Raw genomic sequence first — 12,859 nt, forward strand, 5'->3', positions numbered from 1 at the left:
AACAAAAAGTTTAAAGAGAATCTAAGTAAGCTTAGAATCTGAGCTGAGCATTCAAGTGTGCAGCTCTTTCGTCGATTAGACGAGCTTCAGCTGTTACAGACCACTTATCTGCATCAACCACAGTCGCACCGAATACAACGCCACAAGATTTTCTGGACTTCATCTTGTTGATTTGTAGAGAGACTAACTGCATAAAATCTTCGAGTTTGTTAGAGGAATCAACAGTAGTAGCCTGCCCTAATAGAGTGGGGTTCAATGCAGTAAGATTTAAAATATATTCGCTCAATTTTGGCTGAGCAATACGAATTGTATCTGCATCATAAGAGGCTCTAGACCATTTCACACCAACATAAGGAACTAGCATGTTTAGCCTGTAAGACAAGGCCATACCGACTTGCCATTCATGGTAGTCTACAGTTGCTGATTTTGTTCCTGCTGCTGCAGAGGTTCCTGCGTCCGCGGGTAAAGGAAATGCCTGATTCTTATATCCCTTAGGTTTGTGCACCGTAAACTGTGCCACCCCACAAATAGCGTTCAATTCCTCTACTTTAGGTTTTGCTTGAGCATATTGGAATTCCGCTCCTAAAGTAGCGCAACCACACTCCCATAGAGAGCCGCGAGCTCCAACACTCCAGGCAAACGAAGTGTCAGTGTACATTTCAACAACAGCCTGGCTTAAAGTAATGTTCGGAGGTTGATCAGACAAGTCTGTGCCCTGAATTCCTAAAAGACCGACAAGGTTAAAAGCAGCACTATTCCCCTTGAAGTAACCGCTGCATGCACCTAATGTACAGAACACATCGAATCGGTCCCAGATGTTTAAGGCTAAGAAAGCAGCGTTAGTGCACCATTCGGCATCCTGCAAGTGTTTGCCATAAGCTAAGTTGTTCCTGTCAACTTGAGTTTTGTTAGCCGTCGCAACAATGCCTGATGTATTTGAAGCAGTTGTTGGAGCAGGCCCCATTTGGATGGTTTTAGCTACGTCAACTTTCAAAACACGATCGAAAACATAATCTCCGTAGAATCCCGCACGGACGCTAATAGCATCGCACCAAGTAGCACAAGGATCACAAGGATCGCCAGCGGCGCCTTCCCACATAGTGCCATCAATTAGTAAACTTGGTTCAGCTGGATTCCCTACAGGCAAGGCTTGTAAGGAGAGAGCGGAACCCATTGCGGTGGATAATAACACCGATTTTAAGAGTTTTTTCATACTCACCTCTAAAGATTATGCTTAGTATCTTTTCTTTTTGTGCTCGCTATCTTTTCTCTTCTGGCGGCACCACGTCCAAGTTAAAGCCAGACAAGATATCCTGTAGGCAATTAATGGCTTTGAGGAGTGTCTTGCAAGTGAAAACAGCCTTAAGCATGAACATACAGTTCATTATTCGAGAACATAACAAACTTTTCTTATTATAGTAAAGACGATAAGAAAAAAGACTAGTCGTAGGCATATGTCTCAATTAGAACGACTCCTTAAAACTCGCTAATAAAATAGGTCGATTTTTTTTGTATAGAGTTTTCTTTTTACGCTACTTAGAATTAATCCGAAATCACTCTTGGAGCATGGTTTAAAGATGATTTCTAAGAATATTTTTTTTCATTAACTTTTTGTAATTCGTGTTGTTAGTGGTAAAAAATAGCAATTTTTTTGGCGTAACTCTGGGAGTTTTGTTATACAGTTGGCACAGAGCTGCTGAAAATTTAAAAACCTTCTCTCACCTACTTAAAAATACTAAATGTATATCGTTTATGAAACCTCGTAACAAACGCCGTTACCAACTTAGCGTTCCAGAAAAGACCAATAGATTGCTTTCAGGCATTATTGTAACGCTAGCAGTAATCGCCTTGCGTTTGTGGCATCTTGCAGTAATCGAACATGATCAGAAGTTTGAAGAGGCTTATAAACCTCAAACACGCATCATTCCAGAAATGGTGGAGAGAGCAACAATATGCGATCGTTTTGGCAAAACATTAGCAGAGAATAAGATACAGTATGACGTGAGTGTTGTTTATAGTGCTATTCGAGATTTACCGTCGCGCGCTTGGTGTAATAAAGATGGGGAAAAACAATTAGTGCCTGTTCGCAGACGTTATATCACTCGCTTAGCTGAATTGTTATCAGAGGAACTCCATCTGGACAAAGATATGATTGAGGATAGTATTCATGCTAAAGCATCTGTGCTTGGCTCTGTTCCTTATCTTATCCAAAAGAATGTTTCCGAGAGAACATATTTAAAATTACAGATGTTGGCAAAAGATTGGCCAGGTCTTCATGTAGAGTCTAAGGTAAGAAGATTCTATCCTCAAGGAAGAACTGCAGCAGATATTCTTGGGTATGTGGGGCCAATAAGTTCTGAAGAATATAAAAGAATTACATGTGAGTTAAGTAAATTACGAGAGTGTGTACGTGCATATGAAGAAGGAGAAGATCCTAAATTACCTAAGGGTTTATCAAGTATAGATGAAGTAAGATCCTTGTTAAGCGGATTAGAAAATAATGCTTATAATCTCAACGCGTTAGTGGGTAAATTGGGAATAGAAGCATTATGGGATGGGAAATTACGTGGACAAATTGGTAAAAAAACGGTCCTTGTTGATCGTCGTGGTAATTTCATCCAAGAATTGGATGGAGCAGTTTCTGTAACTCCAGGAAGGCGATTACAGCTTACTATTTCTACTGAGTTGCAAGAATTTGCTGATGCTTTGTTGGTAGAGCATGAACGTACAGATCAAATGCGCAGCGCGCAGTCTTTAAAAAAGCAAAACTTATTGCCACCCTTATTCCCATGGATTAAGGGCGGAGCTATTGTGGCTTTCGATCCTAATAATGGCCAAGTTCTCGCTATGGCGTCTTCTCCGCGTTATCATAATAATGACTTCATTAATATGAAGATATCTCCTGATGATTCGGAATTGAAGTCTACAGTGTGTCGTTGGTTAGAAAATTCTGATCATATTGGAGATCTATATGATAGAAAAATACCTCTTCGTCGTGAGCGCAAGGATTCATTGAGTGGAAAGTATTATGAAGAAGAACTCCCTCTTACTTTTGACTATTTCTTAGATTTTTTGTTGCCAAATACTTCTGAAGTAAAAGCGACTATTAAACGTATGGGAACAGTGGGCAATGCTCTAAAAATACAAGAGTATATGGATGCTTTGTTGCAATTGTTTGACTATTCCAAGGGTTGTTGTTCTTGCTCGGCTATTTTTGATGCTATTTTCCCTAAAGAAGAAGGGCATTTAGTTACTGGAGAAATTCTATCTATTAAGCAGCAACAGTGGATAGCAGAGTGTTGTACTGAACATGTAATCAAAATCGAGGAGATTAAGAATCAGCTGATAACGTATTTTTCTGATCTTCCAGCAAATTATGATAAAATATTGCTGGTGGATTTGTTCCGCATTGTTATTGATCCTAAGAAATTTAACTCAGATCTGTTGGAAGAGGCACGAGGATTTTCTTTATCTGAATTTATAGAATATCAGGGAAGATACGTAGCCTTGCGTAGTGCTTTTTCAAAAATCGTAGAAGATATCTTTTATGAAGTTTCATTTAAGCAATGGAGAGAGAAGCATTTTCCAAAACTACTAGATGAAAAACGTAGGGAGGAGAAGGCGCGTAAACAGCGTTATCCCACACCTTACATTGATTATCTCTTAGAAGAAAAACGTTCGCAATATCGAGAATTTTGTAAGTGTTATCTTGATGTGTTTTTAGTTTACTTGCTAACAGGAGATCGTAAATGTGAGCACTTGCAGCCATATTACGATGCTTTAGCTTTGTGGCGGCAGGAGTTAGAAAATGGGGCGCATAAGGCGCTTCCTTGGTATGAGCATTATATTTTTCTCAAACAAAAGTTAACGAATGCCTCTTTAGATGTGTACCAGTTGCTTTTATCTTTTCGTGAATTTTCTGAATTACAAAGGCCTGTATTTGGCAAATATCCACTGACATTAACTAGGAATTCTCCTCAAAAAGAGCAAGATCTTGTAGCGGCTTTCTATCCTGCATACGGTTATGGTTATCTTCGACCTCATTCTTTTGGTCAGGCTGCTACGCTAGGATCTATTTTTAAGCTTGTTTCTGCATATTCTGTGCTGTCACAGAAAGCGGCTCAAGAGAATTATGTTTCAGACGATTTATCTAAACTATTAGTAATTATTGATAGGAAATCTTTTGGTTATGTTAGTTATAAACCCCATGTAGGTTTTTTCTCTGATGGATCTATCATCCCTTCTTTTTATAAAGGGGGGAGTCTTCCTGGAAATGACTATGCAGGTCGTGGCTATATTGATCTTATTTCTGCCTTAGAGATGTCAAGCAACCCATATTTTTCTTTGCTTGTTAGTGAATATCTCATGGATCCTGAAGATTTATGCCATGCAGCGTCGTTATTTGGTTTTGGCGAAAAAACAGGTATCGGTTTACCTGGGGAATATGCAGGTTCAGTTCCTTCTGACGTGGCATATAATCGTTCGGGATTATATGCCACAGCAATAGGTCAACATACTTTGGTAGTTACTCCTTTGCAAACAGCAGTTATGATGGGTGCTTTAGTAAATGGAGGTCTGCTTTATACTCCTAATTTAGTATTGGGTGAGTGGGATAGCTCTCAGTTTTATCCTTCTTCTGCCAAAGTGAAACGACAAGTATTCATGCCAGAAGTGGTTGCTGATTTATTTAAAGCTGGCATGCATAAAGTTATTTGGGGCCGCTATGGCACTACTCGAAGTATCAAAGATCAGTTCCCTGCGGAACTTTTGTCTCGTATCATTGGGAAAACTAGTACAGCGGAATCTATGATTCGCGTTGGTGTAGATCGTCAATACGGCAATATGAAAATGAAGCATGTATGGTTTGGTGCTGTAGGGTTTTCCGATCAAGAGTTAAAGTCTCCGGAGATTGTTGTTGTTGTATATTTGCGACTTGGAGAATTTGGACGAGATGCTGCTCCCATGGCTGTGAAAATGATCGAAAAATGGGAGCAAATAAAGAGAAAAGAAAAAATTCCTGATGATTGCTGAATTGGCATGATTTTCGCTCCTTGAAAAAGTGAGATCAACCAACTTTTGTCAGGAGAAACACTCATGGAAGAGGCTGCGAAACATCTAGCCAAAGAATTTCTCTGTTCAGGGATTAATTTCTTTTTGAGCGGAGAGTATGAGCAAGCAGAAACACGGCTTAAGGAGACCCTTGAGCTAGATCCTACAGCAGCTCTTGCTTATTGTTACTTAGGTATAATAGCTTTAGAATCTGGCAATGTATCAGAGGCTTTAACTTGGTGTAGCAAGGGATTAGAGTCTGAGCCAGGGGATAGCTACTTGCGTTATTGTTACGGAGTCGCTTTAGATCGCGGTAACCGTAGTGAAGAAGCTATAGAGCAGTATAGCGCTTATATTGCTTTGCATCCAGATGATGCAGAATGCTGGTTCAGCCTTGGAGGTGTATATCATCGTGTGAAGCGTTATCAAGAAGCTATAGAGTGTTTTGATAAGATTTTGGAACTCGATCCTTGGAATCCTCAAAGCTTATACAATAAAGCTGTCATCCTTACGGATATGGAGGATGAGCTAGGTGCTATTGATCTTTTAGAAACAACTGTTAGTAAAAATCCTCTATATTGGAAGGCTTGGATTAAATTAGGCTATCTTTTGTCTCGTCACAAAAAATGGGATCGAGCTACAGAAGCTTATGAGCGTGTGGTACAATTACGCCCAGATCTTGCTGATGGGCACTATAACCTAGGCTTATGCTACTTGACTCTTGATAAAACTCGTTTGGCTATGAAGGCTTTTCAAGAAGCTTTGTTTTTGAATCCAGATGATGCAGACGCGCATTTCTATGTGGGCCTAGCCTACATGGATCTGAAACAACATGAAGAAGCTCACGAGGCTTTTCATAAAGCTCTTAGTGTCAATTTAGAACACGAGCGAGCACACTATCTTCTTGGATATTTGTATCACATGCGAGGAGAGACTGAGAAAGCAGAAAAGGAGCTTACGTTCTTATCAGATAGAGAATCAATCTTTGCTGGTTTACTACAGAAAACAATGACAGCTGATGGAGCGAGTTTAATTTTTGAGCGTCGTTTAGATGCGATCTCTTAAGTATATGATGTCACTACTATGATAAAGAGTGCGCTAAAGTCTATACAAGTAAAGAATTTAAGAGACAAAAATGCAAATGTATCTTAACATTCCTTTGCGCTTAGTAACTTAAGGTTTTAGATTGTGCTAAGTGTGGTGTGATCTCTAAAAAGAGACGAACCGTATTCGTCTTCTTCTAATGGGCTTGAGAGTATGGGTAGTAGCTAATACTTTCGAGCCTTCTTTGTATTTCGAAAATATTGCGTATTGTGGTAATCTGGGCGAGCCCTGTGTAGTTTAAGACGATTGATAGATCCTACACAGAAGCTAGGCATCATGGACCAATCTATAGAAACTTTTTTGCAGAATCAGCAGGATTATCCCTACGGTTTTGTGACTCCAGTAGTGTCAGAGGGACTAGCAAGAGGACTAAGCGAAGAAACGATAGAGCAGATTTCTGCTTTACGTAATGAGCCCTCTTATATGACGGATTTCCGGTTGAAAGCATATCGCTACTGGAAAAATTTGCAAGAACCCGCTTGGGCTCGCTTGCATTATGGCCCTATCGATTATGAAGACATCATTTATTTCTCAGCTCCTAAGCAGAAGAATCCTCTAGGACGTTTAGAAGATGCTGATCCCGAAATTTTAGAAACTTTTAAAAAGCTTGGAATTCCTCTAGACGAGCAGAAACGATTGCTCAATGTGGAAAACGTAGCCGTAGATTTAGTTTTTGATTCTGTTTCTATAGGCACTACATTTAAGGAGTCTTTAGATAAGGCCGGCGTTATTTTTTGTTCATTAGGGGAGGCTATTCGTGAGCATCCCGATCTTGTTAAAAAATACTTAGGCACAGTAGTTTCCTACAGAGATAATTTCTTTTCTGCTTTGAATTCTGCTGTATTTAGTGACGGATCTTTTGTTTATATTCCTAAGGGTGTGCGATGCCCTATGGAAATATCGACATACTTTAGGATCAATGATAAAGAATCCGGACAGTTCGAAAGAACGTTAATTATTGCAGAGGATGATGCTTTTGTTAGTTATTTAGAGGGATGTACAGCCCCCTCCTTCTCTTCAAATCAATTACACGCAGCAGTTGTTGAATTGGTAGCACATAACCGTGCAACGATCCGTTATTCTACAGTACAGAATTGGTTTTCCGGAGATAAAAAGACAGGGAAAGGCGGGATCTATAACTTTGTGACTAAACGTGGGTTATGTTCGGGTCATAAATCAAAGATTTCTTGGTCGCAAGTAGAAGTCGGTGCTGCAATTACCTGGAAATATCCCAGTTGTATTCTCAAGGGAGACGAAAGTGTCGGGGAGTTTTATTCGATAGCTCTAACGACAGGGAAAATGCAAGCGGATACAGGGACAAAGATGGTGCATATTGGTAAGAATACATCGTCTACTGTTATTTCTAAGGGTATCTCTTCTGATGATTCGCATAATACGTTTAGAAGCTTAGTATCTATAGGGGATAAAGCAACGGATAGTCGGAATTATACCCAATGTGACTCTATGCTGATAGGCTGTTCCTGTGGCGCTTACACGGATCCTAAGATTACTGTTGGAAATTCTACATCATCGGTGGAACATGAAGCAACAACCTCTAAGCTTCGTGAGGACCAATTACTTTATTTGCGTAGCCGAGGATTAAGTTCGGAGGAAGCTGTGAGTCTAATAGTCCATGGTTTTTGTCGTGAAATTATAGAGCAGCTACCTCTGGAGTTTGCTAGAGAAGCGTCTAAACTTCTGTTTGTTAAGTTGGAAAATAGTGTGGGGTAGTCTCAATGTTACATATAGAAAACCTGCATGTATACTGTAACGATGTTAAGATTTTACATGATCTAAGTCTACATATTGGTCCTGGTGAGCTACATATTATTATGGGTCCTAATGGTGCGGGTAAGTCGACTTTTGCCAAGGTGTTATCTGGAGATGATAGCGTTGCCGTTGCTTCAGGTAGTTTACGTATATTTGAGGAAGATCTTCTAGATAAGGCTCCTGAAGAGCGGGCACAGCTAGGATTATTTGTAGGATTTCAGGTCCCTCCAGAAATTCCTGGTGTCAATAATAAGCTATTTTTAAAAGATGCCTATAATGCATGCCGACGTTCCAAACAAGCGGAAGAAATTGGTGAAGAAGAATTTGACTTATTCCTAACAAGCCTACAGGAAACCTATGATTTCGTGCCTTTCTCCCACTTTTTAGAACGAGATGTAAATGAAGGGTTTTCGGGGGGCGAGCGTAAGAAAAATGAAATTTGGCAAATGTTAGTTTTGGAACCTGAGATGGTTTTTCTAGATGAGCCAGATTCTGGGCTAGATGTGGATTCCTTACGATTTATATGTAAGACGATAGAAAAGTATCGTAGCCTACATCCTAAATGTAGTTTGTGTATCATTACTCATAATCCAAAATTAGGGCAACTTCTACGCCCTGATTATGTGCACATTTTATTAGAAGGTAGTATTGTCCAATCAGGCGATATCACTTTAATGCAAGAATTGGAACATAAGAGTTATCACGAAGTTTTAGAACACGCTTCTCGAGGATAGTATGCTAGCGTTTTTAGAGCACTGTTATTCTGTAACTCCAGGATCGCCTATCCATGAAGCTGCTCGAGATTGTTACTTAGAACATTCAAAAAACCAGTCCTTTCGGGATGTTTTTCGCAGCTTTTCTTGGATCCAAGGAATCGTAGAAACCCCAAATGAATATCATATAGCTTGTGGAGGATCTGAGACAGTAAAGCAACACTGGCTACATCGTGAAAATTCTTTCGGGTTTGAATGCGTTTTGATCAATGGTAAATATGAGCCTTCATTATCTCAATTACCTGATGGCGTGGTGTTTTTGCCGCTAAACCAAGCGCGTTCTATGTTTTCTACGTTTTTACATAGCTTTAGTGTGCATACACACCCATTGGCTTTTTTAAATGCTGTGTGCGCGAAGGATGAAGGAGTCGTTATTTATGTCCCTGAATATATGCAAGTAAGTGAACCACTATGTGTTCGGCATGTTTCTTTGCCTATTTCTGAGGACGAACATGTGGTTTATTCTCCAAAAATCGTTGTTATTATGGGGAGAGAGGCCAGTGCGGAAATTAATGTATATCATCATACCGAATTAGATAGAGGAAGTACTTACAGTCAAGCTATTGTTAATGGTGTTACTGAATTGTTTATCGCTGAGAAAGCTGAGCTTTCTTTGACGATGTTCCCAAAATATATCAGCGAAGAAAAGTTCAGTTGGACACATGTAGTAACTGTAGAAGAAAACGGATCTTGCTGTGTTATTCAAAATCTCTTGGAATCCGTACAGGGATATGGTTGGTTTGATAATATTTTCTCAATGGTCGGGAAGGGAGCGTATGCTGAGTCTTTAGTGGCAGCTCTGTCCACGAGGAAAACATGGGTTCGAAATCTTATGGACCATGATGCAGAAGCCACTACTTCTCGTCAGGACATCAAATCTATACTGAATTCCGGAGAATTTATATTTGAAGGGGGTATACGTATCACTTCTCAAGGAATATTTTCTTGTGCGGAGCAAAATCATCGTACTCTTCTTCTCTGTGATGAAGCTCGCGTATCTACATTTCCGCGTTTGGAAATACTAGCAGATGATGTAAAAGCTTCACACGGGGCTACCGTAGGGCCTCTAGATCCTAAACAAGTATTCTATATGCGATCTCGAGGCATGACAAAAGAAGAAGCGCAAAAAAAACTCGTACAAGGGTTTTTATCTGTGCAGCCTTCTGCAGAGGCTTTCCCTAAACTTATAGCAATGAAAGAATCCCATAAATGTCATAGTGATTTCCCCCATGCCTAGAATTAAGGAAGACTTTCCTATTTTTATTGCCAAAGAAAAAGAAGGCGTTCCATATGTTTATCTAGATTCTGCTGCGACTACTCATAAGCCACAACAGGTGATAGATGTTATCACCGATTTTTATACAAATAGTTACGCTACTGTTAATCGTGTTGTGTATGGAGCTTCGCAGGATGTTACTCACAGTTATCATGGTGTGAGAGATAAGATTGCCCGGTGGATAGGAGCAACCTATGGTGATGAAATTATTTTCACTCGAGGAACAACAGCGGCATTAAATCTGCTAGCGATATCAGCAAATGATAGTCTTATCCCTCCAGGTGGAGTAGTTTTGGTTTCTGAAGCGGAGCATCATGCTAACGTAGTTTCCTGGGAGTTAGCATGCCGACGTAAAGGTTCTTGTGTTAAGAAAATTAAAGTTCATGACTCAGGGATTATCGACCTTAACCATTTAGAAGATTTATTACACGAAGGAGCGCATTTTGTAAGCATTCCTCATATAAATAATGTCACTGGTGCTATTCAGCCTGTTCAAGATATTGCCTCACTCGTGCACAGGTATGGTGCGTACATTAGTGTTGATGGGGCACAGGGAGTAGCTCATCAGTTGGTACAAGTTGTTCTCTGGGATGTAGATTTTTATGCCTTTTCAGGGCATAAGATTTATGGCCCTACAGGTGTTGGGGTACTTTATGGTAAGAGAGAGCTCTTAAAAGAATTACCTCCTGTGGAAGGTGGAGGCGATATGCTATCCGTTTATGACAGTGTGACCCCTAAATATCTGTCTGCGCCGATGAAATTCGAAGCAGGAACTCCTCCTATTGCAGCGATTTTAGGTTTAGGAGCAGCTATTGATTATCTCGAAAGTTTATCTAGTCCCATATATCAGAATGAGGAAGCTCTTACACAATACCTGCATAAGAGACTATTAGATATCCCTGGTTTAGAGATTATAGGTCCATCACTTGGGAAACCTAGAGGTGCTCTGATAAGTTTGAAAGTTGAAGGAGCGCATGTTCTGGATCTTGGTTGTTTATTGGATCTTGAAGGGATTGCTGTGCGCACAGGCCATCAATGTGCTCAACCAGCTATGGCAAGATGGAATTTGGGTCATGTACTCCGAGCTTCTTTGGGAATCTATAACGATAAAGAGGATATAGACATCTTTGTAACAGTTCTTCAAAAAGCTATCGATCAGATACGATAGACCTATTCTAATGCTTGATGCTTCAAATGAAATTGTTTCAAGCGATCATTAAGCCAAAATTTTATATAGCTTAAGCTGTTGCGTGTAATTTGAGGAAGGATAAGATTGTCGGACTTCATGTCTAGGCGATAGATATTATGTCGTTTGTTCTTAAAATTTAATGTATTTCCCAGAACAAAAGAGTAGGGATAGTGTTTCTGCACAAGATTATCGCTTGACGTATCATGTTTCCCAAAGGGATAGAAAAATGCTATTGGGGATACTCCTATTTGGTTTTCTATATAGTGTTTAGAGAGAAATACTTCTGTAGTGAGATATGGAGGAGACTGGTGTAGGTTGCGGATAGCAAATCCTGAGGAAGCTAAGCGAATATAAGGAGAGTGGCTTAGGGTAATGAGTTCTTCTCTCGAACAGAAAGGCTGGTATTTTGTGAATACTTCATCCTGGAATGCTAGGGTTTCCATAGGCACACAACGAAATTCTAAAGGCAAATCTTGAGCTGCATCTTGAGAGACATAACGAGAAGCGACTCCTACAATAGCTGGAATTTTATGGCGTTCTAAAAATGGAAAAACATGCGTATAAAAATCTACAGAAGCAAAATCAAAAGTCAGCATTAACGCTGTACCTTGAATGGGATCTCCAGGAAATACAATCGGATATTGCTGTTTAAGAAGTAAGAAATAGCGCAGCAGATTATTCAGAAAACCAGGAGGTTTAGAAAAAAATAACCGGCGAAACGCTAAGACTATAAGCATGTATCCTAGATTAGTTGAGAGTTATCATCATCATAATACAAAGTTAAGGAGCCAGAAATAACTACAGGAGATTCATGAGGAGTGAGAGCAGAGGTTGTTTCTACAGAAGTTTCTTCATTCTCTTGCGTCTCTATAGATGTCGGCATAATATAATTCCTTAATAATTCACTTCTTCTTGCTAAAACGACGGGATAAAGTCCACTCCCCATCTCTATAAAACTGTTCAAATTCTTGAAATAGAGGGAGTTTTTTTAGCTCTTCGAGATCTGTTTGTGTATTTTGGTTAAGGATTTCCTTAATCTCAATAATACGCAAAAGCGTAAGAAAGCGTAGAGTAGGATAATCTGGAGAAGAACTAGATATCTGTAAAAGTTGAGAGCACTTTTCTAAAGCTACCTCATAGTTTTGTTGTGATTGAGCATCTGCGATCTCTTTCAGAAGTACTTGTGTAGGAGAGGGAAGTTGAAAGTTTTTGCTATTGGAATATGCTAATCCTGCATAATAGGCTCCGCGTAGAGAGTCATTATGAATATAAAAACATGACGATAGGAAACCTGCATAAGGTTGTAAGGATTTTCCTCCAACACGGAATGCACGTTCTAAAGCTGGAAGAGCAGATTTTGGAGGTACAAATCCTCGTAGCATAGCCGATTCTGCGGTTCTGGTCAGAAGGAGGATGCTTTTGTATTTCTCGTCTTTTTGTGCTTTCAAGTTATAGCAAATTTTTCCTGTAAGAAAAATAGACAGCGCTACTAAGATCGTTAGCACGGAGGAATATGAGTAGATTTTTTTCCAGATTTTAGGCAGTAAATTACGCATGATCCACGGAATATAAGGCGCTCAATCCCTTCAGTCTATCTAGTTTTTTTTTTTCGTAAACTCATTGCGGAAGGATCGCTGCGTCCTCTTGTTGTTGTAAAAAAATAGAATTCTCTTGCGCGACGTCATCTAATTAGGTTGA

Annotated in this window: 10 protein-coding genes; 6 read left to right on the forward strand and 4 right to left on the reverse strand. The window is 39.7% G+C overall.

Translation table 11 applies throughout. The features are described 5' to 3' along the window. Positions 1-31 precede the first annotated feature (31 nt). On the reverse strand, positions 32-1,213 hold the full coding sequence (locus H359_RS00550) for a porin (protein ID WP_020370765.1): 1,182 nt from the start codon (positions 1,211-1,213) through the stop codon (positions 32-34). Positions 1,214-1,752: 539 nt separating this feature from the next. On the opposite strand from H359_RS00550, the gene H359_RS00555 reads away from it, so the two are divergent. From H359_RS00555 to H359_RS00580, 6 genes are all read left to right on the forward strand, one after another. After that, on the forward strand, positions 1,753-5,031 hold the full coding sequence (locus H359_RS00555; protein WP_020370767.1) for a penicillin-binding transpeptidase domain-containing protein: 3,279 nt from the start codon (positions 1,753-1,755) through the stop codon (positions 5,029-5,031). Between the two features lie 63 nt (positions 5,032-5,094). Further along, positions 5,095-6,114 carry a tetratricopeptide repeat protein gene (locus H359_RS00560; protein WP_020370768.1) on the forward strand — a complete coding sequence of 340 codons (1,020 nt, stop codon included), beginning with the start codon at positions 5,095-5,097 and terminating at the stop codon, positions 6,112-6,114. 315 nt (positions 6,115-6,429) lie between these two features. Then, positions 6,430-7,884 (forward strand): Fe-S cluster assembly protein SufB, encoded by a 1,455-nt coding sequence (gene sufB / locus H359_RS00565; protein ID WP_020370769.1) that lies wholly within the window; start codon positions 6,430-6,432, stop codon positions 7,882-7,884. Positions 7,885-7,889: 5 nt separating this feature from the next. Then, positions 7,890-8,657, forward strand: a complete 768-nt coding sequence (sufC, locus tag H359_RS00570; RefSeq protein ID WP_020370770.1) for a Fe-S cluster assembly ATPase SufC — start codon at positions 7,890-7,892, stop codon at positions 8,655-8,657. A 1-nt stretch (position 8,658) separates the two neighbouring features. Continuing rightward, complete coding sequence (locus H359_RS00575) at positions 8,659-9,933, forward strand: SufD family Fe-S cluster assembly protein (RefSeq protein ID WP_020370771.1); 1,275 nt, start codon at positions 8,659-8,661, stop codon at positions 9,931-9,933. Beyond that, positions 9,926-11,140, forward strand: a complete 1,215-nt coding sequence (locus H359_RS00580; protein ID WP_020370772.1) for a SufS family cysteine desulfurase — start codon at positions 9,926-9,928, stop codon at positions 11,138-11,140. Before H359_RS00575 ends, H359_RS00580 begins: the two co-directional genes overlap by 8 nt. 2 nt (positions 11,141-11,142) lie before the next feature. On the opposite strand, the gene H359_RS00585 is transcribed toward H359_RS00580, so the two are convergent. The 3 genes from H359_RS00585 to H359_RS00590 are packed head-to-tail and all read right to left on the reverse strand — an operon-like array spanning position 11,143 to position 12,717. Continuing rightward, on the reverse strand, positions 11,143-11,898 hold the full coding sequence (locus H359_RS00585; RefSeq protein WP_020370773.1) for a polysaccharide deacetylase family protein: 756 nt from the start codon (positions 11,896-11,898) through the stop codon (positions 11,143-11,145). 5 nt (positions 11,899-11,903) lie between these two features. Beyond that, complete coding sequence (locus H359_RS05130; protein ID WP_020370774.1) at positions 11,904-12,044, reverse strand: hypothetical protein; 141 nt, start codon at positions 12,042-12,044, stop codon at positions 11,904-11,906. A 19-nt stretch (positions 12,045-12,063) separates the two neighbouring features. Continuing rightward, positions 12,064-12,717 carry a hypothetical protein gene (locus tag H359_RS00590; RefSeq protein WP_021119542.1) on the reverse strand — a complete coding sequence of 218 codons (654 nt, stop codon included), beginning with the start codon at positions 12,715-12,717 and terminating at the stop codon, positions 12,064-12,066. Positions 12,718-12,859 lie beyond the last annotated feature (142 nt).

The sequence above is a fragment of the Chlamydia ibidis 10-1398/6 genome (assembly GCF_000454725.1).
GTDB lineage: Bacteria > Chlamydiota > Chlamydiia > Chlamydiales > Chlamydiaceae > Chlamydia > Chlamydia ibidis.

Excerpts from the sequence above, each read along its gene's own strand:
- H359_RS00560 (WP_020370768.1), top strand. The coding sequence starts at position 5,095 with ATGGAAGAGGCTGCGAAACATCTAGCCAAAGAATTTCTCTGTTCAGGG.
- H359_RS00580 (WP_020370772.1), top strand. The coding sequence starts at position 9,926 with ATGCCTAGAATTAAGGAAGACTTTCCTATTTTTATTGCCAAAGAAAAA.
- H359_RS00575 (WP_020370771.1), top strand. The coding sequence starts at position 8,659 with ATGCTAGCGTTTTTAGAGCACTGTTATTCTGTAACTCCAGGATCGCCT.
- H359_RS00550 (WP_020370765.1), bottom strand. The coding sequence starts at position 1,213 with ATGAAAAAACTCTTAAAATCGGTGTTATTATCCACCGCAATGGGTTCC.
- H359_RS00555 (WP_020370767.1), top strand. The coding sequence starts at position 1,753 with ATGAAACCTCGTAACAAACGCCGTTACCAACTTAGCGTTCCAGAAAAG.
- H359_RS00585 (WP_020370773.1), bottom strand. The coding sequence starts at position 11,898 with ATGCTTATAGTCTTAGCGTTTCGCCGGTTATTTTTTTCTAAACCTCCT.
- H359_RS05130 (WP_020370774.1), bottom strand. The coding sequence starts at position 12,044 with ATGCCGACATCTATAGAGACGCAAGAGAATGAAGAAACTTCTGTAGAA.
- sufC (WP_020370770.1), top strand. The coding sequence starts at position 7,890 with ATGTTACATATAGAAAACCTGCATGTATACTGTAACGATGTTAAGATT.
- H359_RS00590 (WP_021119542.1), bottom strand. The coding sequence starts at position 12,717 with ATGCGTAATTTACTGCCTAAAATCTGGAAAAAAATCTACTCATATTCC.
- sufB (WP_020370769.1), top strand. The coding sequence starts at position 6,430 with ATGGACCAATCTATAGAAACTTTTTTGCAGAATCAGCAGGATTATCCC.